Annotated in this window: 17 protein-coding genes and 1 tRNA gene; 9 read left to right on the top strand and 9 right to left on the bottom strand. The window is 72.3% G+C overall.

Annotation, left to right across the window (positions count from 1 at the left end):
- The coding region (locus E1258_RS17895) for an MFS transporter (protein ID WP_132402444.1) at positions 1–1,212 on the bottom strand (1,212 nt) is incomplete at its 3' end.
- Positions 1,213–1,217: 5 nt separating this feature from the next.
- Positions 1,218–2,600, bottom strand: coding sequence for a GH1 family beta-glucosidase (locus E1258_RS17890; protein WP_132402441.1), 1,383 nt, complete (start codon positions 2,598–2,600; stop codon positions 1,218–1,220).
- Between the two features lie 254 nt (positions 2,601–2,854).
- On the opposite strand from E1258_RS17890, the gene E1258_RS17885 reads away from it, so the two are divergent.
- On the top strand, positions 2,855–3,301 hold the full coding sequence (locus E1258_RS17885; protein WP_132402438.1) for an SRPBCC family protein: 447 nt from the start codon (positions 2,855–2,857) through the stop codon (positions 3,299–3,301).
- Positions 3,302–3,410: 109 nt separating this feature from the next.
- Here the strand turns inward: E1258_RS17885 and E1258_RS17880 are convergent, their stop codons facing one another.
- The 3 genes from E1258_RS17880 to aceE all read right to left on the bottom strand — a co-directional run bounded on the left by E1258_RS17880 (position 3,411) and on the right by aceE (position 8,532).
- Positions 3,411–4,346, bottom strand: coding sequence for a hypothetical protein (locus E1258_RS17880; protein WP_243715523.1), 936 nt, complete (start codon positions 4,344–4,346; stop codon positions 3,411–3,413).
- Positions 4,343–5,632, bottom strand: coding sequence for a choice-of-anchor B family protein (locus E1258_RS17875; RefSeq protein ID WP_132402435.1), 1,290 nt, complete (start codon positions 5,630–5,632; stop codon positions 4,343–4,345). The genes E1258_RS17880 and E1258_RS17875 overlap by 4 nt, the downstream gene beginning before the upstream one ends.
- A 155-nt stretch (positions 5,633–5,787) precedes the next feature.
- Positions 5,788–8,532 carry a pyruvate dehydrogenase (acetyl-transferring), homodimeric type gene (aceE, locus tag E1258_RS17870; RefSeq protein WP_132402432.1) on the bottom strand — a complete coding sequence of 915 codons (2,745 nt, stop codon included), beginning with the start codon at positions 8,530–8,532 and terminating at the stop codon, positions 5,788–5,790.
- Positions 8,533–8,690: 158 nt separating this feature from the next.
- On the opposite strand from aceE, the gene E1258_RS17865 reads away from it, so the two are divergent.
- Positions 8,691–9,005 (top strand): hypothetical protein, encoded by a 315-nt coding sequence (locus tag E1258_RS17865; RefSeq protein WP_132402429.1) that lies wholly within the window; start codon positions 8,691–8,693, stop codon positions 9,003–9,005.
- 70 nt (positions 9,006–9,075) lie between these two features.
- Positions 9,076–9,480 carry a secondary thiamine-phosphate synthase enzyme YjbQ gene (locus E1258_RS17860; protein WP_036372713.1) on the top strand — a complete coding sequence of 135 codons (405 nt, stop codon included), beginning with the start codon at positions 9,076–9,078 and terminating at the stop codon, positions 9,478–9,480.
- A 4-nt stretch (positions 9,481–9,484) separates the two neighbouring features.
- On the opposite strand, the gene E1258_RS17855 is transcribed toward E1258_RS17860, so the two are convergent.
- Positions 9,485–11,146 (bottom strand): alkaline phosphatase, encoded by a 1,662-nt coding sequence (locus E1258_RS17855; protein WP_132402426.1) that lies wholly within the window; start codon positions 11,144–11,146, stop codon positions 9,485–9,487.
- A 419-nt stretch (positions 11,147–11,565) separates the two neighbouring features.
- On the opposite strand from E1258_RS17855, the gene E1258_RS17850 reads away from it, so the two are divergent.
- The 5 genes from E1258_RS17850 (at position 11,566) to E1258_RS17830 (ending at position 16,107) form a co-directional block, all read left to right on the top strand.
- Positions 11,566–14,376, top strand: a complete 2,811-nt coding sequence (locus tag E1258_RS17850) for a thiamine pyrophosphate-dependent enzyme (RefSeq protein ID WP_132402422.1) — start codon at positions 11,566–11,568, stop codon at positions 14,374–14,376.
- A gap of 112 nt (positions 14,377–14,488) precedes the next feature.
- Positions 14,489–14,926: a DUF3052 domain-containing protein gene (locus tag E1258_RS17845; protein ID WP_007072328.1), complete on the top strand. Its 438-nt coding sequence runs from the start codon at positions 14,489–14,491 to the stop codon at positions 14,924–14,926.
- A 97-nt stretch (positions 14,927–15,023) separates the two neighbouring features.
- On the top strand, positions 15,024–15,491 hold the full coding sequence (locus E1258_RS17840) for a peroxiredoxin (RefSeq protein WP_132402419.1): 468 nt from the start codon (positions 15,024–15,026) through the stop codon (positions 15,489–15,491).
- A gap of 82 nt (positions 15,492–15,573) precedes the next feature.
- Positions 15,574–15,645: transfer RNA gene (locus tag E1258_RS17835), tRNA-Val, on the top strand.
- 132 nt (positions 15,646–15,777) lie between these two features.
- On the top strand, positions 15,778–16,107 hold the full coding sequence (locus E1258_RS17830) for a tyrosine-type recombinase/integrase (RefSeq protein ID WP_132402416.1): 330 nt from the start codon (positions 15,778–15,780) through the stop codon (positions 16,105–16,107).
- On the opposite strand, the gene E1258_RS33420 is transcribed toward E1258_RS17830, so the two are convergent.
- Positions 16,031–16,294 (bottom strand): hypothetical protein, encoded by a 264-nt coding sequence (locus tag E1258_RS33420; protein ID WP_165949814.1) that lies wholly within the window; start codon positions 16,292–16,294, stop codon positions 16,031–16,033. The genes E1258_RS17830 and E1258_RS33420 overlap by 77 nt on opposite strands.
- 10 nt (positions 16,295–16,304) lie before the next feature.
- Here E1258_RS33420 and E1258_RS17825 point away from each other — a divergent pair, with 10 nt between their 5' ends.
- Positions 16,305–16,847, top strand: a complete 543-nt coding sequence (locus E1258_RS17825) for a YbhB/YbcL family Raf kinase inhibitor-like protein (RefSeq protein WP_132402413.1) — start codon at positions 16,305–16,307, stop codon at positions 16,845–16,847.
- Positions 16,848–17,000: 153 nt separating this feature from the next.
- On the opposite strand, the gene E1258_RS33415 is transcribed toward E1258_RS17825, so the two are convergent.
- Positions 17,001–17,138, bottom strand: coding sequence for a hypothetical protein (locus tag E1258_RS33415; protein WP_165949816.1), 138 nt, complete (start codon positions 17,136–17,138; stop codon positions 17,001–17,003).
- A gap of 47 nt (positions 17,139–17,185) precedes the next feature.
- Complete coding sequence (locus E1258_RS33410) at positions 17,186–17,353, bottom strand: hypothetical protein (protein WP_165949815.1); 168 nt, start codon at positions 17,351–17,353, stop codon at positions 17,186–17,188.
- Positions 17,354–17,598: the final 245 nt, after the last annotated feature.

Here is a 17,598-nt window from a genome sequence, read left to right as displayed (position 1 = left end):
GTACAGGGTCGGGTAGCCGCCCAGGTGCACCACGATCGGGGCGGACAGCGCCGGGCCGAGCACCTGTGGCGCGGAGTTCGCGATGTTGATCACCCCGAGGTCCTTGGCCCGGTTGGTGGCCGCCGGCAGCACCTCGGTGATCAGCGCCGCGTCCACCGACAGGTAGACGCCGTAGCCCGCGCCGAGCAGCACCGCGGCGGCCATCGCCATCGGCCAGACCGGCGCGGCGGCCAGCAGCAGCGCGGCCACGGCCATCACCAGCCCGGCGGTGATCACGTAGACCTTCCGCCGGCCGGAACGGTCGGAGAGCCGGCCGGATACCACGGCGGTGAGGATCATGCCGAGCGTGTAGAGCAGGATCAGCACCAGCAGCCCGCCCTCCGGGTCGGGGTAGCGCACCCCGTCGGCGAGGAAGTACAGCAGGTACAGGGTGCCCAGCGCGTTGCCGAGCTGGACCAGGAACCGGGTGAGCCAGGCCCAGGCGAAGTCCGGGTGCCGGCGCGGGCTGATCCACATCGAGGCGAGCAGCGCGCGCGGCCGTAGCGCCGGCCGGTGCTCCCGGGGCAGCGGGTCGTCGGCGGTGAGCAGCGCGAACGGCAGCGACAGCAGCAGCACGGCCAGCGCGATCGTGGCGTACCCGGCGGCGTTGCCGGTCACCACCGCGGTCACCAGCACCGCGCCGAGCACCAGGCCGAGCGACTGCGGGATGCCCACCCAGCCGGAGACGCCGCCGCGCTGGAGCACCGGCACCCGGTCCGGGATGCCGGCGGTGAGGCTGGCCAGCATCGCGTTGAAGCAGACCTGGGCGGCCACCCAGCCGACCGCCACCCCGGCGATGGTGTCCTGCCGGGCCAGCAGCAGCAGGGCGAGCGCGCCGAGGACCGCGCCGCCGGCCGTCCAGACGTGCCGGCGGCCCAGCTCCCGGCCGCCCAGCCGCAGGCAGGTCCGGTCCGACAGTGCCCCGGCGAGCGGGTTGGCCAGCACCGCGGCGAGCGCGCCGAAGCCGGTGACCACGGCGAACATGGCCTCCTTGTCGCCCGGGGCGATCCGCTCGATCTGCTGGGGCAGCAGCACCTGGATCGGGGTGAAGAAGGCCATCCAGACCCCGAGGTTCGCCGCGAAGATCAGCGCGATCCAGCTCCGCCGGACCGGGACGGTCGGCTCGGCGAGCGCGGCGGGCAGCGACGCCGACATCGGGTCGATGGTGGTCACGGCCGCTACTCCGCGTCGGGTGTGGCGTGGCGGGCGGCGGCACGCGCGGTGGCGTCGCCGGGCCGGATCACGGCGTCGCGCAACCAGGCGTACGACGACTTGGGCGTGCGGGTCCCGGTGCCGAAGTCGACGTGCACGAGGCCGAAACGCTTGGTGAAGCCCTCCGCCCACTCCCAGTTGTCCAGCAGCGACCAGACGAAGTACCCGGTGACGTCCACGCCGTCGTCGATCGACGCGCGCAGGGCCCGCAGGTGGGTGTCGAGGTAGGCGATCCGGTCCGGGTCGTGGACCCGGCCGTCGGCATCGGGTACGTCTTCGTAGGCGCAGCCGTTCTCGGTGACCTGGATCGGGGGCAACCGGTCGCCGTACCGGTCGCGCAGGCCGGTGAGCAGCTCGTGCAGCCCGTCCGGGGCGACCGGCCAGCCGAACGCGGTGCGGGGGTAGTCGGCCAGTTCCACCAGCTCGAACGGCAGCGGCGAGTCGGCCCCGGGCGCCCGTACCCCGGTGGGGTTGTAGTAGTTGACGCCGAGCACGTCGATCGGCGCGGCGATGACCGCGAGGTCGTCGCCGCGCACGAGCGCCGGGTCGAGGTCGAGGATGTCGGGGTAGCCGAGGCCGAGCAGCGGGTCGGTGAAGAGCCGGTTGTGCAGCGAGTCGTACGCGTGGGCGGCGGCGAGGTCGGCGTCGGTGTCGCCGGCCGGGCGCACCGGCGAGTAGTTGTTGGCGATGGCGATCGGGCTGGTGGTGCGGGCGCGCAGCGCGGCGACGGCCAGCCCGTGCCCGAGGAGCTGGTGGTGGGCCGCCGGGAACGCGTCGAACAGCAGCGTCCGGCCGGGGGCGTGCTCGCCGGTGCCGTAGCCGAGGCTCATGTGGATGAACGGCTCGTTGAGGGTGATCCACAGCTTCACCCGGTCGCCGAGCCGGGCGGCGACCAGGTCGGCGTACTCGGCGAACCGGGCGGCGGCGTCCCGGTGCAGCCAGCCGCCGGCGTCCTGGAGGGGCTGCGGCAGGTCCCAGTGGTACAGGGTGGCGACCGGGTCGATCCCGGCGGCCAGCAGGTCGTCGACGAGCCGGTCGTAGAAGTCCAGGCCGGCCGGGTTCGCCGGGCCGTTCCCGGTGGGCCGTACCCGGGGCCAGGCCACCGAGAAGCGGTACGCCGACACCCCGAGCCCGGCCATCAGCGCGACGTCCTCGGCGTGCCGGTGCCAGTGGTCGCAGGCGACGTCGCCGGTGCTGCCGTCGGCGATCAGCCCGGGGGTGTGCGCGAACGTGTCCCAGATGGAGGGTCCCCGGCCGGCGGCGGTCGCCCCGCCCTCGATCTGGTACGCGGAGGTGGAGACTCCCCAGCGGAATCCGACCGGGAACTCGGGCAGCGGCTCGGTGGTCATGCGCACTCCAGGCGGCAGGGGCCGGCGGCGTCCGCGGGCGCGGGACGCGCGACGTCCATCGGACACCGGCCGGATGGCCGGCGAACGTGAAACGTGTTCGGACTCTAGGACGCGGACGGGGTTTGCGCCATAGGCCGGCGGCGATCGGCGCGCAAGGCTTTTCGGCGTGTCTTTTCCGAAGTCGTCCGATTAAGTCCGATTTAGCGCATAGAGTGCCGAATATCGCGGATGTCCTCAGTGGGGGAAGAACAAAAATGATCCTCGTGGAACGCAGTGCGCACGTGATGGCGCCGGTGGAAGCGGTCTGGGAAGTCGTCCAGCGGGCCGAGCAGTTGCCGGCCTGGCTGGCGGGAGTTCGCGCGGCGGAGGTCCTCTCGGGGGAGGGCTTCGGCCGGCGACAACTGGTCCAGGCCGGGCGCGGGTCGGCGCACGAGGCCGAGGTGATCGCCTACCAGGAGCCGACCCTGATCGGCTGGCGGGAGCGCGCCAAGGGCGCCGGTGCCCGGGCCGAGGCTCGCACCGAGATCTACGTCCAGCTCACCGCAGACGAGGAGGAGGGCGGGACCATCGTGCGGCTCATCGTCGTACGTTGGCCCGCCGGCCCGGTCAAGGCCGCCCTCCTCCGGCTCGGGCTGCGGCGGGTCGGCGCCGACCTGGAGGGCTCGCTGGCCCGGTTGACCGACCTGGCCGCCGTCGGTTGAGGGTCACGTCTCACGGCGCCATCCGCGACGGCGGTGGCCCGGCACGTCCCGGCCAGGGCGTGGCGGACCACCGCCGTCACATCGTCGGCGATGACGTGAGGGCGGCTCGTCAGGCCGTCACCGTGAAGGCGGCGACGTGCACCACGTCGAGGTGCCGGAACTCGAAGAAGAGGCGGTACGTGCCCGCCGAGGGCACCTGCACCGAGAACGCCACCACCGAGCTCGGCCGGCTCGCCGCCGCGGGGTGGACGTGCAGGTAGGCCAGGTCGCCGTGGCGCAACGCGACCAGGTGCCCGTACGCGCCCAGGTGCGGTTGCAGGTCGTTCACCGGCCGGCCGTCGCGGCCCAGCCACACCAGGACCTGGTTCGCCTCCCCCGGGCGCAGGCCGCCGTCGAGGGTGACGGTGTACCCGTCGACGACGATGGTCTCCTGCGGCTGCTCCGGTGGCCTCGGCGCGTACCGGCCGGGCACCGCGACGTCCACCCCGAGCGTCACCTGCCGCGACGCGCCGACCGGCCAGAAATCGGCGATCGCCCGCAGCGGGCCGGCCGCCGCCGGGGTGACCGCCGCCCGCCAGGTGCCGTCGGCGTCCAGCTCCGGGTGCACGTGCCGGTAGTCGGTCAGGTCCCGTGACACCAGCACGAGGTGCATCAGCCGCTCGTGGATCGGCTGGAAGGCGGTCACCGGCACGCCCGCCGCGTCGGTGATCCGGAACGCCAGCTCCCCCGCCCGGCCGGCGGCCAGGGCGGAGGTGTCCAGGGCGAGCGTGAAGCCGTCCCGGGACACCTGCAACCCGGCCGGTTCGTGGTCGGGGTGCCCGACCGCGCCGGGCGTCGCCGACCGGAGCGTGGCGGGCGATCCGCCGAACCGGCCCGCCGCGAAGCCCAGCGCGAGGGTGAGGGCGAGGATCAGCCCCGCCGCGACGACCCGGGCGATCCGGCCGGTGGGCGGGCCCCCCGGTGGCCGATCCTTTGCGCCACCCTGGTGGGGATACCCCTGCGGGGGCGTCTCCACCAGGGTCGGCCCGCGTTGGGTCGTGGTCACGGCAGCCGGGGCTGGAGGACGAAGAGCCCCTGCTCGATGCCGCTGACCACGACGATCCCGCTGGGGAAGTACGGGTAGGTGCTCCACGCCCCGTTCATCGAGCTGCTGTTGCTCGACGGGTAGATGTCGAAGTAGCCGGCCTCGCTCGCCCGGCCGCTGGGCACCTCGGTCAGGTCCAGGATGCGCAGCCCCGCCCGGTAGTTGGCCTGGTAGCTGTACCTGCCCTTGACGTACTGGTTGTGGTCGGTGGCCGCCACCCCGGCGGGCGCGCTGTAGGTGCCGATGTGCCGGGGCGCGTCGAGGTCGGCCAGGTCCCACAGGTACGTCTGGGTGTTCACGCCGCGCCGGGACTCGTCCAGTTCGTCGTCGAGCAGGAAGTACCGCTGGTCTCCGGTGAACCACCCCTGATGGGTGTACGCCCGCCCGGTGTAGCCGATGCGGGAGAGCTGCCGGGGCGCCGACTTGGTGGTCACGTCCACCACCGTGACGGTGTCCTCGTTGGAGCTCACGCAGATCTCCCGGCCCGTGTGGGCGGTGTCCGGGCCCCGGTACACCACGCACTGGGTGTCGTGGGTGTACCCGTCGTTGCTGACGCAGCCGGCCGAGGCCGGCGACTTCGGGGTACGAATGTCGATCATGTGCAGCCCGCCGCTGCACGTGTTCGTGCCGACCGCGTACGCGAAACCGGTCTCCTCGTTGATGGCGATGTTGTGCGAGTTGCCGAACTGGCCGTACCGCGCGTCCGCCGTCCAGGTCTGCGGGGCGGTGACGCCGCGTAGCCGGGTCAGGTCGAACACCTGCATCCCGTGGCCCGACACGTCGGCCACCACGTACGCGTGGTCGCGGTAGACCTTGATGTCGCGCCAGACCGCGGTGCGGTTCTGGTACGCGGGGAGGTTGCCCAGGTAGACCGGGGCCGTCGGGTTGGACACGTCGACGAACGAGGTGCCGTTGCGCCGCCCCACCAGCGCGTACTCCCGGCCGGTCAGGCTGTCGGTCCAGCCCCAGATGTCGTTGGCCTGGCTGCCGCCGATGTCGGCCAGCGGCAGGAACGACAACAGGTCGACGTTGCGGCACGGGTAGCCGGCGGCCTGACCGCCGGTGCAGGTCGCCGCCGCAACGGCCGTCAGCCGCTGGGTCGGCTCCCGCTGCGCCATGAACTCCTGGGCCGAGGCGCGCCCGGCCGGGGTGTCCGGCGAATGCGCGACGAGGGGTTGGCCTGACCCGAGCAGCGACGCCGCGAGAGCGCCGACCGCCAGGGCGACTCCGATCCGGACGACTCGCATGGGCGTCTCCCTACCGTCGTGGCGAATTATCGAGAAGCATGGATTCGCCTGGCGGTCGGGGGCAAGGTCGCGCGGTGATACCGGACGGGTCATACCGCCGCCGGTATGCCGAGGGGCCCGGCGCGCCGCGCCGGGCCCCTCGGACTGTCCGCGAGCTAGCTGTCGCCGCCCGTCTCGCCGACCGGAGCCGCGTTGACGTCGTCGATGGCGTACTTCTTCGCCGCCTCGGCCGGGACCCTGGCCGGCACCGCGCCCCGCAGGGCGAGCTGCCGCAGCGTCGCGACCGCGACCGACTCGGCGTCGACGTGGAAGTGGCGGCGCAGCGCGTGGCGGGTGTCGGACATGCCGAACCCGTCCGTGCCGAGCGAGGTGTAGTCGCCCGGCACCCAGCGGGCGATCAGGTCCGGTACCGCGCGCATCCAGTCGCTGACCGCGACCTTCGGCCCGTCGGCGTCGGCCAGCTTCTGCTGGATGTACGGGACCCGCTGCTCCGCGCCCGGGTTGAGCAGGTTGTGCTCCTCGCACTCCACCGCGTCGCGGCGCAGCTCGGTCCAGGAGGTCACCGACCACACGTCGGCGGCCACCCCCCAGTCCTGGGCGAGCAACTGCTGCGCCTTGAGCGCCCACTGCATGCCGGTGCCGGAGGCCAGGATGTTCGCCTTCGGGACGTCACCGTCGACCTTCGGCGCGGGGGAGTAGCGGTAGATGCCCCGCAGCAGCCCCTCGACGTCCACGCCGGCCGGCTCGGCCGGCTGGTGGATCGGCTCGTTGTAGACGGTCAGGTAGTAGAAGATGTTCTCCGGCTGCTCGCCGTACATCCGGTGCAGGCCGTTCTCCATGATGTGCGCCAGCTCGAACGCGAACGCGGCGTCGTAGGCGACCACCGCCGGGTTCGTTGCGGCGAGCAGCAGCGAGTGGCCGTCCTCGTGCTGGAGGCCCTCGCCGTTGAGCGTGGTGCGCCCGGCGGTCGCGCCGAGCACGAAGCCCCGCGCCATCTGGTCGGCTGCCGCCCAGAACCCGTCGCCGGTGCGCTGGAAACCGAACATCGAGTAGAAGATGTACAGCGGGATCATCGGCTCGCCGTGCGTGGCGTACGCGGTGCCGGCGGCGGTGAACGAGGCCACGGAACCGGCCTCGTTGATCCCCTCGTGCAGGATCTGCCCGGTCGTCGACTCCTTGTACGACAGGAACAGCTCCCGGTCGACCGAGGTGTACCGCTGGCCGTGCGGCGAGTAGATCTTCTGCGTCGGGAACAGCGAGTCCATGCCGAAGGTGCGGGCCTCGTCCGGGATGATCGGCACCCAGCGCTTGCCGAACTCCTTGTCCTTCATCACGTCCTTGAGCAGGCGGACGAAGGCCATCGTGGTGGCCACCTTCTGCTTGCCCGAGCCGCGCTTGACGTCGGCGAACCGCTCGCTGCCCGGAATCGCCAGCGCCCTGCCGGCGGTCCGCCGCGACGGCAGGTACCCGCCGAGCTGCTCCCGGCGCTCCCGCAGGTACGCGACCTCCTCCGACTTCTCGCCAGGGGTGAAGTACGGCGGGAGGTACGGGTTCTCCTCCAGCGTCTTGTCCGAGATGTCCAGGTACAGCCGGTCGCGGAACAGCTTCAGGTCGTCCAGCGTCAGCTTTTTCATCTGGTGCGTGGCGTTGCGGCCCTCGAAGTGCGAGCCGAGCGTCCAGCCCTTGATCGTCTTGGCCAGGATGACCGTCGGCTGGCCGGTGTGCTCCATCGCCGCCTTGTACGCCGCGTAGAGCTTGCGGTAGTCGTGCCCGCCCCGCTTGAGGTTCCAGATCTCGTCGTCGGTGAGCCCCTCGACCATCTTGCGGGTGCGCGCGTCGCGGCCGAAGAAGTGCTCCCGCACGTACGCCCCGGACTCCGCCTTGTAGGTCTGGTAGTCACCGTCGGGCGTGGTGTTCATGAGGTTGACCAGCGCGCCGTCGGTGTCCGCGGCGAGCAGCGGGTCCCACTCCCGGCCCCAGACCACCTTGATGACGTTCCAGCCGGCGCCCCGGAAGAACGCCTCCAGCTCCTGCATGATCTTGCCGTTGCCCCGGACCGGCCCGTCGAGCCGCTGGAGGTTGCAGTTGATCACGAAGGTGAGGTTGTCCAGCTCCTCGCGGGCGGCCACGCCGATCGCGCCGAGCGACTCGACCTCGTCCATCTCGCCGTCGCCGAGGAACGCCCAGACGTGCTGCTGCGAGGTGTCCTTGATGCCCCGGTGGTGCAGGTACCGGTTGAACCGGGCCTGGTAGATCGCGTTCAGCGGGCCGAGGCCCATCGAGACGGTCGGGAATTCCCAGAAGTCCGGCATCAGCCGCGGGTGCGGGTACGACGGCAGCCCGCCGCCCGGGTGGGACAGCTCCTGGCGGAACCCGTCGAGCTGGTTCTCGCTCAGCCGCCCCTCCAGGAACGCCCGCCCGTACATGCCGGGGGAGGCGTGACCCTGGTAGAAGATGTGATCGCCGCCGCCCGGATGGTCCTTGCCCCGGAAGAAGTGGTTGAAGCCCACCTCGTAGAGCGACGCGGAACTGGCGAAGGTGGAGATGTGCCCGCCGACGCCGATCTCGGGGCGCTGCGCGCGGTGCACCAGCATCGCCGCGTTCCACCGGATGTACGCCCGGATCCGCCGCTCGATGTGCTCGTCACCCGGGAACCACGGTTCGCGCTCCGGCGGGATGGTGTTGATGTAGTCGGTGGTGGTCAGCGACGGCACCCCGACCTGGCGCTCCCGCGCGCGCTCCAGCAGGCGCAGCATCACGTACCGGGCACGTTTGGTTCCGCGCTCGTCGATGACACCGTCCAGCGACTCGACCCATTCGCCGGTCTCTTCGGGGTCGATGTCCGGAAGCTGGCTCGGCAGACCGGCGGTGATCACCGGGCGCTTGCGTTCCGTGGCCACAGGCGTTCCCTCGGGTGTGTGTGGGATAGGTCTCTAGACGTTCATCCTGCCTTCTACCGATGCTTTTCGTCACGTCTGGCTCCCCCAGACGCGACGCTCAACACAGGTACCCGCCGGTAACTTCTGGCGGGTTTGCGGTGGCCTCCTACCGTCGACCCATGACGATGCTGCGAGCCGTGGCGAGCGCACTCGTGCTGGCCGGAGCGCTCACCCTCCTGCTGTCGGTCCTCGGCCTCGCCGGGGGCGAACTCGACAAGGCCCCGGCGGGGCTGCTCGGCCTGGCCCTGCTCGCGGTGGGCCTGGTGCTGTTCAGCCGCATGGGCGGGCGGCGGGCCCGGTACGGCTACGCCACCTCCACCGGTGACCCCGCCGCACCCTACGGCCCCGGGGCGCACGGTGCGGGCCAGCCCGGCCCCGACCCGAACGCCGGCGACGCCGGCTGCGGCTGGCCCGGAAACCAGCGCACCGGCTGACACCCGCAGCGGCCCCGCCGGCCCCTGGACCGCCGTCCGGCGGGCGCGCGCCTGCGGCAGAATGCGCCGTATGCGTACCGAGGTGATCACCGTCCAGACCGGCAGCCGGCCCACCGTCCGGGACATCACCGCCGAGGCGGAACGCTTCGTCTCCGGCGCCGGCGACGGCCTGCTGCACGTCTTCGTGCCGCACGCCACCGCCGGCCTCGCCGTCATCGAGACCGGTGCCGGCTCCGACGACGACCTGCTCCGGGCGCTGGACGACCTGCTGCCCACCGACGACCGCTGGCGGCACCGGCACGGCTCGCCCGGGCACGGGCGCGACCACGTGCTGCCCGCCCTCGTGCCCCCGTACGCGACCCTGCCGGTGGTCGGCGGGCGGCTCGCGCTCGGCACCTGGCAGTCGATCTGCCTGGTCGACACCAACGGCGACAACCCCACCCGCAAGGTCCGCTTCTCGTTCCTGCCCGGCTGACCGGCTAGGGGCGCACGGTCTCCGCGTCCACCGTCTGCCGGCCCAGGTCCGCGTCGGCCCCGGGGGCGGTGCCGCGCGCGGTCGCGGTCGGTGCCGGCGGCCGGTCGTACGTCTGGTGCAGGCCCGGCACCCGGTCCTCGATCACGAACGTCGCCCGGGTGTACGCCGGGGCGTCCGGCCGGCTCACGTACGGCACCACGTCGAAGTCGGCCGCCAACTGCGCCGGGGTGATCGTGGTGCGGACGTACCCCCGGAGGCTGTTCTGGAAGCGCAGGTGCGGGTTGAACCCGAACCACGGGTGGGAGCCCGTCACCGAGTCCGCGCCGTCCCCGCCCGAGGTGATCGACGAACACACCAGCTCGCTGCCGACCGTGCGGGACGTCGGGTCGGCGTAGTCGAGCAACAGGTCGCTGGCCCAGTGGGCGTGCACGTCCCCGGTGAGCACCACCGGGTTGCGCACCCCGGCGGCCAGCCAACCCCGGGTGATCCGGTCGCGGGAGGCGACGTACCCGTCCCAGGCGTCCATGCTGGTGACCGTGAGCGGCCCGGAGTTGTTGTCCCGCTGGGCGAAGAAGACCTGCTGGCCGAGGATGTCCCAGCGCGCGTCGGAGCGGCGGAACCCGTCGAGCAGCCACGCCTCCTGTTCCGCCCCGGTGATGGACCGGGCGGGGTCGGCCGCGGCGGCGCAGTCCTTGTATCCGTCGCCGCACGCCTGGTCGTCGCGGTACTGCCGGGTGTCGAGCATGTGGAACGTGGCCAGCCGGCCCCAGCGCACCCGCCGGTACAACTGCATGTCGATGCCGCGCGGCAGCGAGGTCCGCCGCAGCGGCATGTTCTCGTAGTACGCCTGGAACGCCGCCGCCCGCCGGGCCGGGAAGTCCGGGTCCGGGGCCTCGGGCACCTCGTCGGCCCAGTTGTTCTCCACCTCGTGGTCGTCGAAGACCACCACCCAGGGGGCCACCGCGTGCGCCGCCTGAAGATCCGCGTCGGTCTTGTACTGGGCGTGCCGCTGCCGGTAGTTCGCCAGCGTCCGGGTCTCCGGGCCCTCGTGGTCGCGCGGGTTCCCGCCCGGGACGGTGTACGTGCCCTTCTCGTACTCGTACTGGTAGTCGCCCAGGTGCAGGATCAACTCCGGCTCGGTTTCGGCCAGCCGCCGGTACGCGGTGAAGTATCCGTGCTCGTACTGCGAGCAGGAGGCGAAGCCCATGGCCAGGGTCGACGGCAGGCTCCACGGGGCGGGCGCGGTGCGGGTACGCCCGACCGGGGACGCGTGGCCCTCGGCCCGGAACCGGTAGAAGTACTCCCGGCCCGGCAGCAGCCCGCCCAGCTCCACGTGCACGCTGTGCGCCGACTCCGGGCGGGCCTGCGCCACCCCGCGCCGCACCACGTGCCGGAACCCCTCGTCGGCGGCGACCTCCCAGGTCACGGCCACCGGCCGCGACGGCATGCCACCGAGGCCGTCCTCGGCCAGCGGCTGCGGGGCCAGCCGGGTCCACAGCACGAAACCCTCGTGGTCGGGGTCGCCGGAGGCCACCCCGAGGGTGAACGGGTCCTGCCGCAGCGGGCGGGCCGCCGCCGCCCCGGCCGCCATGGGCAGCCCGGCCACCGCGCCGACCGCGCCGATCGTCGCGCCGGAGAGCAGGATCGTACGTCGGGACAATGCCATGATTTCCTCCCCAGAGTCCGTCTTCGTCGACTCCGGGGAGCCTCCCGGCCGTCGATGGCCGCCAGGTGAAAGAGAGGGCCCCTTGTTATCGCTTTTTGTCTAACAAGGGCCCCCTGTTAACCACCGCTGGGCGGCGCGGGCAGGACCGGTGGGAGGGGCGCCGGCGGGGGAGCCAGGGCGAGAAGGGAACCCTTCTCTACCGCAGGCGTTAAGAAGGGGCCCTCCCTTGCGCAGAACGTGGAGGTGGTCAACAGTTGCGCCGGACGTACGATTGCGGGTACAACGCAGCGCATCCTCACCGGGGCCGGGCCTGTACCGGGCGGCCGCTCCGGGGACGCCGTACGCGCCGAGGAGTGGGCCGCGCGGTGAACCGTCCCGGTGGACCGTGTCTGAGTGGGCGACCGGCCGCCGCGTCGGTAATGCTGTCGGACGTGACCACCCCGCAAGATCTCGACGACCGGTTCCGGGAGGCCCTCGCCGGGTTCGCCGCCGCGCCCCGGCGACGTGACCCGGCCGAGCGGGTCCGCGACGGCGTGCCGCTGACCGGCGCGCAACTGCTGGACATCTTCGACGCCCAGGTCACCAGCCGGCAGTTGGACCTCGCCGGGCGGTGGCTGCGCAGCTTCGGCGAGGGCTTCTACACCATCGGCTCCGCCGGCCACGAGGGCAACGCCGCAGTCGCCGCCGCGCTGCGTCCCGGCGATCCGGCCCTGCTGCACTACCGCTCAGGCGCGTTCTACTGCCTCCGCGCCGCCCAGGTCGCCGGGGAGGCGGCCTTTGCGGCGGCGGGGGAGGCTGCCTCTCCCGCGACGCAGGGGGAGAGTGCCCGGTCCGGTGCGGCGGGGGAGGCCGGGGACATCGCGGATCCCGACGGCCCGGCTCCCGGTGACCCGACTCCCGCCCGTCCGACCCCCGAGCGCCCGACTGCCGGCGACCCCGCCAGCGGAGAGCAAGACGGCGGCGCGGACCAGGCCGACAGCGCCGGCTGGTCCGGCCTGGCCGCGCTGGCCGCCGGCCCCGCCGGTTGGTCGGGCCACGGCGCGGAGAACCCGTCCGCCGCGCCGGGACCGGCGGGGGACGCCACAGACGGTACGACCGTCGGCGCGACCGAGGGCGCGGCGGCCGAAGCCCCGGCGGCGAGCCAGATCGGTGAGGCCGGCCAGATCGGTGAGGCCGGCAGGGTCGGTGCAGCCGGCAGGGTCGGTGAGAGCGGCAGAGCCGGTGAGGTCGGCCGGATCGGTGCGGCCGGCCGGGAGGACGCGTACGCCGGGGCGGCCCGGGACGTGCTGCGCGGGATGGTCGCCTCGGCCCGGGAGCCGATCGCCGGGGGCCGGCACAAGGTCTTCGGCCGGGCCGACCTCGCGATAATCCCCACCACCTCCACCATCGCCTCGCACCTGCCCCGGGCGGTCGGCGCGGGGCTGGCCCTGGAGCGGCTGCGCCGCCGTGACCCGGTTGGGCGGCGTGCCGGGGCGGACCCGCTCGGCGGCGTCGGGCAGCCGCCCCGTTCGCCGTGGCCGCCGGACGCGATCGTGGTCTGCTCGTTCGGCGACGCCTCGGTCAACCATGCCAGCGCCACCGCCGCGTTCAACACCGCCGGCTGGTACGACCACACCGGACTGCGTATCCCGGTGCTCTTCGTCTGCGAGGACAACGGGCTCGGCATCAGCGTCCGGTCCCCAGAGGGCTGGGTGGAGGCGACGTTGCGGGCCAAGCCCGGCATCCGCTACTTCTCCGCCGACGGCACCGACCCGGTGCGGGCGTACGAGGCGGCGGCGGAGGCGGCGGGCTGGGTGCGCCGGCACCGGCGGCCGGCCGTGCTGCACCTGACCACCGTGCGGCTGATGGGGCACGCCGGGGCGGACGCGGAGACGGCGTACCGCAGCTCCGGCGAGATCGCCGCGGACCTGGACCGGGACCCGCTGCTGGCCACCGCCCGGCTGCTCGTGGAGACGGGCGTCGCCACGACCGAGGAACTGCTGGCCCGGTACGACGAGCGTGGCTGGCAGGTACGCCGGATCGCCGAGGAGGCGCTCGGTGAACCGAAACTCGCCTCCGCGGCCGAGGTGGTCGCCGAGATCGCGCCCCGCCGCCCGGCCCGGGTGGCCCGCGCGGTTGCCGACGCGGCGGCCCGGGCCGGCGGGCCCGGCGCGGCGGCCCGCGCGGAGGCGTTCGGTGGCCGGCTGCCCGAGGCGGCCGGCCCGCTCACCCTGGCGCAGAGCATCAAGGCCGCCCTCGCCGACGGCATGCTCGACCACCCGGGGATGGTGGTGTTCGGCGAGGACGTCGCCGTCAGGGGCGGGGTGTACGGGGTGACGAAGGGGCTGCGCGACCGGTACGGCGCGGCTCGGGTGTTCGACACGCTGCTCGACGAGACGTCGATCCTGGGGCTCGGGCTGGGTGCCGGGCTGGCCGGGCTGCTGCCCGTGCCGGAGATCCAGTACCTGGCGTACCTGCACAACGCCGAGGACCAGTTACGCGGCGAGGCGGCGACGATGCGATTCTTCTCCTCGGGTGCGTTCCGCAACCCGATGGTGGTGCGGGTGCCCGGGCTGGCGTACCAGGAGGGCTTCGGCGGGCACTTCCACAACGACAACTCCCTGGCCGTGCTGCGGGACGTGCCCGGTCTGGTGATCGCGGTGCCGGCGCGGCCGGACGACGCCGCGCCGATGCTGCGTACCTGCCTGGCCAGCGCGGCGGTGGACGGCAGCGTCTGCGTGCTGGTGGAGCCGATCGCGCTGTACCACACCCGCGACCTGTACGCCGAGGGCGACGGGGAGTGGGTGGCCGACTACGCCGAGCCGGGCGCGTGGGCCGGTGGGCACGCGCCGGTCGGGCGGGCCCGGGTGTACGGCGTCGGCACCGCCGAGGACGTCACGATCGTCACTTTCGGTAACGGGGTGCCGATGTCGCTGCGCGCCGCCGCCACCCTGGCCGACGAGGGGGTCGGCAGCCGCGTGGTCGACCTGCGCTGGATCGCGCCGTTGCCGGTCGCGGACATCGTCCGGGAAGCCTCGGCGACCGGCCGGGTGCTGGTCGTGGACGAGACGCGCCGCTCCGGCGGGGTTGGCGAGGGGGTGATCGCGGCACTGGTCGACGGCGGGTACGTCGGTGCGGCGCGGCGGGTGGCCGGTGTCGACTCGTTTGTACCATTAGGTCCGGCAGCGCGTCAGGTGCTGGTCACCGAGGATGCCATCACCCAGGGTGCCCGTACGCTGCTGGCACGGTAAATTCCGTTCCACCCGGTGCGCCACTTGCGCGGTGGGCCGCGAGTGTGTGGACTTTGCCTGACGGCGTCGCAGCGATGCCGCGAGCAGGGACAAGATGAGGAGGCACGCGACAGTGAGCGCGACCGCTGGTCAGGCCGCCGACGGGGTACGCAGCCTGGCGGACCGGTTCGGTATCGAGCCGGGGATGGTCGTCATGGAGATGGGGTACGACGAGGACGTCGACCAGGATCTCCGGGACGCCCTGACCGACCGCTGTGGAGAGCTGGTCGACGAGGACACCGACGAGGTGGTCGACGCGGTGCTGGTCTGGTACCGAGACGGCGACGGTGACCTCTTCGAGCTGCTCGTCGACGCCCTCGGCCCACTGGCCGACAACGGCGTCGTTTGGCTGCTGACGCCCAAGGCCGGGCGGGAGGGCCACGTCGAGCCGAGCGAGGTCGCGGAGTCCGCGCCCACCGCTGGCCTCCAGCAGACGTCCACGGTCAACGCCGGCCGGGACTGGAGCGGCGCCCGCCTCGTGCTGCGTCGGGGTGCCAAGGGCAAGAAGTAGACCGGCTGGTCCCGCGCGTGGGGCCGGCCACCTGGCGGCCTTGGCCGTCAGGTGTGGCAGGCTTGTGCCACCTCCAAAATCGACTCAAGGAGCTCGCATGCCGATCGAGGTTGGCGCCGAAGCGCCGGACTTCGTGCTCAAGGACCAGAACAACCAGGAGGTCCGGCTGTCGGACTTCCGTGGCAAGCGCACCGTGCTGCTGGTCTTCTACCCGCTCGCCTTCACCGGCATCTGCCAGGGCGAGCTCTGCGAGGTGCGGGACAACCTGAACGAGTATGTCAACGACGACGTTCAGGTGCTCACCGTGAGCGTGGACTCGGTCTACAGCCACAAGATCTGGGCCGACAAGGAGGGCTACCAGTTCCCGCTGCTGGCCGACTTCTGGCCGCACGGCGCGGTCGCCCAGGCGTACGGCGTCTTCAACGACGTCGCCGGCATCGCCAACCGGGGCACGTTCGTGATCGACAAGGCCGGCGTCGTCCGGTTCGCCGAGATGAACATGCCGGGCGAGGCGCGCGACCAGCAGGGCTGGCGCAAGGCGCTCGCCGACGCCGTCGCCGCCTGATCCCACCCCAGGCACACCGGCGCGTCGGGCCGGAGCTGGCAGGGTAAGCTTGCCGGACTCCGGCCCGCCGTGCGGGCGTTCGGGGCGCGTAGCTCAGTGGGAGAGCACTCGCCTTACAAGCGAGGGGTCGCAGGTTCGAAACCTGCCGCGCCCACAAACCCCTCTCTATCAGCAGAAACGTGAGGGGATCGCCAGACAACCGCGACGCTTAGTCGTTCACACAGCACTCGCTTTTCGCAACAGCGACCGGCCGGTCCGCCCCTCGGGTCGGCCCCCGCTGCTCAGAATGTTCGCCTGCACAGGGTGTCGCCTGGCCAAGATCACGAGCCTGCGCGTCGAAGACGTCGACGTCGCCAAGCGCGCCGCCGTCGTGATCGGCAAGGGCAACAAGCAGCGCACCGTCAAGTTCGACGCCAAGTGCGCGCTCGCCGTCGACCGGTACCTCCGCAAGCGATCCGAGCACAAAGCTGCGGATCTGCCGGCGCTGTGGATCGGCGTCCGGCGGCGGACCCCGATGACCCCGTCAGGAATCCGACAGGTCATCGAGCGTCGCGCTGCCGCCGCACTCGCTGTGCCTCCCGCTCGGCCTTGCGGATCTTTGGCAGGGCGTCGGTGACGCCGAATGCGGCGCGAGCGGCGACCCGCTCTACCACACCCAGGCTGGACAAGTCTTCGTTGCCACCCAGGTCGCCGGGGAACGCGCTGATGTGGGCGGCCTGCACGATCGGCGCCCACCGGGCCAGCAGGTCCATCGGGTCGGGGAAGGTGGGCATCTTGCCCCTCTTGCCCGGTTCCGCCCTCATAATGGCCTACATGAACTTTGATCGTCCCATCGCGCCGGATCCGTACTCCCTGCTGCCCAGCGTCCCGTCGTTCAGCCTCATCAGCGACGACGTAATCGATGGTGAGCTGATGGACATCCCGTTCGCGCATAGCAACGTCGGTGGCGAGGACCGCTCACCGCAGCTTGCCTGGTCCGGCTTCCCGAAGCAGACCCGCGGCTTCGTGGTGACCTGCCTCGACCCGGACGCGCCGACCGGCAGCGGCTTCTGGCACTGGTCGGTGGTGAACATCCCGGCGTCCGTCACCGAGCTGCCCTCCACATCGGGTGGCAGCGACCGCGCCCTGCCGCAGGGTGCGTTCAGCGTGCGCAACGACTACGGCAGCCGCGGGTACGGCGGTGCCGCCCCGCCGGCCGGTGACCGTCTGCACCGGTATTTCTTCGTGGTCCACGCGCTCGACGTCGAACGCCTCGACGTGACCACGGACGTGCCGCCAGCGGCGGTCGGCTACAAAACGGTGTTCCACACCCTCGCACGGGCGACGCTGACCCCGACGTATCGGGTCAGCGGCTAAGGCCAGGAACGCCTCGGCAGCAGTCGAGGCGCGCGCCACCCGGGCCGGGGCTAGCCGGCCGGGGCGTGTCGGGCTGCGCATCGGACGTGGACGCGCGGTCTTGGGGCATGTGCGCCAGCGGGTGGGGAAGTGTTCACGGCCGACTGCCGCAGATCAGTCAACGGGTTCCACGGTCACCTGCACGCGCCAGTCCTCCGGGGTGTCCCCGGCGAAATCCTGCACCTCTTCGGCGTGCCCGCACAGTTGCTCCAGCAGATCCCGCAGGCCGGCGACAGACCCGTAGCCGCCCACATCGACGGGGTGCGCGCCTGCCCTCTTCGGCGCTACCCAGATGGCGTCTACGTGCATATATACAGGTCGCGGCGGATCTTCGCCTGCACGGCCCGCTCCTGCGGGGTGAGCTGGGCGAGCATGGTCAGGTCGAAGTCGCAGAACGCCTCGCCGATCTCCTGGGCGGCGTCCTGCATCTGGTCATCAGTCATGGGGGTGTCGTCGTCGGCGGGCATGACGGCTCCTGGGGGTGTGGTTGAAGTTTGAAACGTCTGGGTGTCTTGGCGACCCTCGTCGCATCCATGTACGCCAGGCGGCGGCGTGCTGTTCGCACGTGTCGTCTACCTGACAGGCGGCGGGTGGGGTGGCGTGAGGGCATCGAGGCTCCTTCGTTGGCCCGCTCAGTTCGCCTGTGGGTGTTCGGGGCGTTGGGTGATGCGGGGCGGCCGGTTCGGGGCTGTGTGTCGATTCTGGCGGGGGG

It is taken from the genome of Micromonospora sp. KC207 (genome assembly GCF_004348615.1).
In the GTDB taxonomy this organism is placed as follows: Bacteria; Actinomycetota; Actinomycetes; order Mycobacteriales; family Micromonosporaceae; genus Micromonospora.
This window is presented reverse-complemented; position numbering and strand designations above follow the sequence as displayed.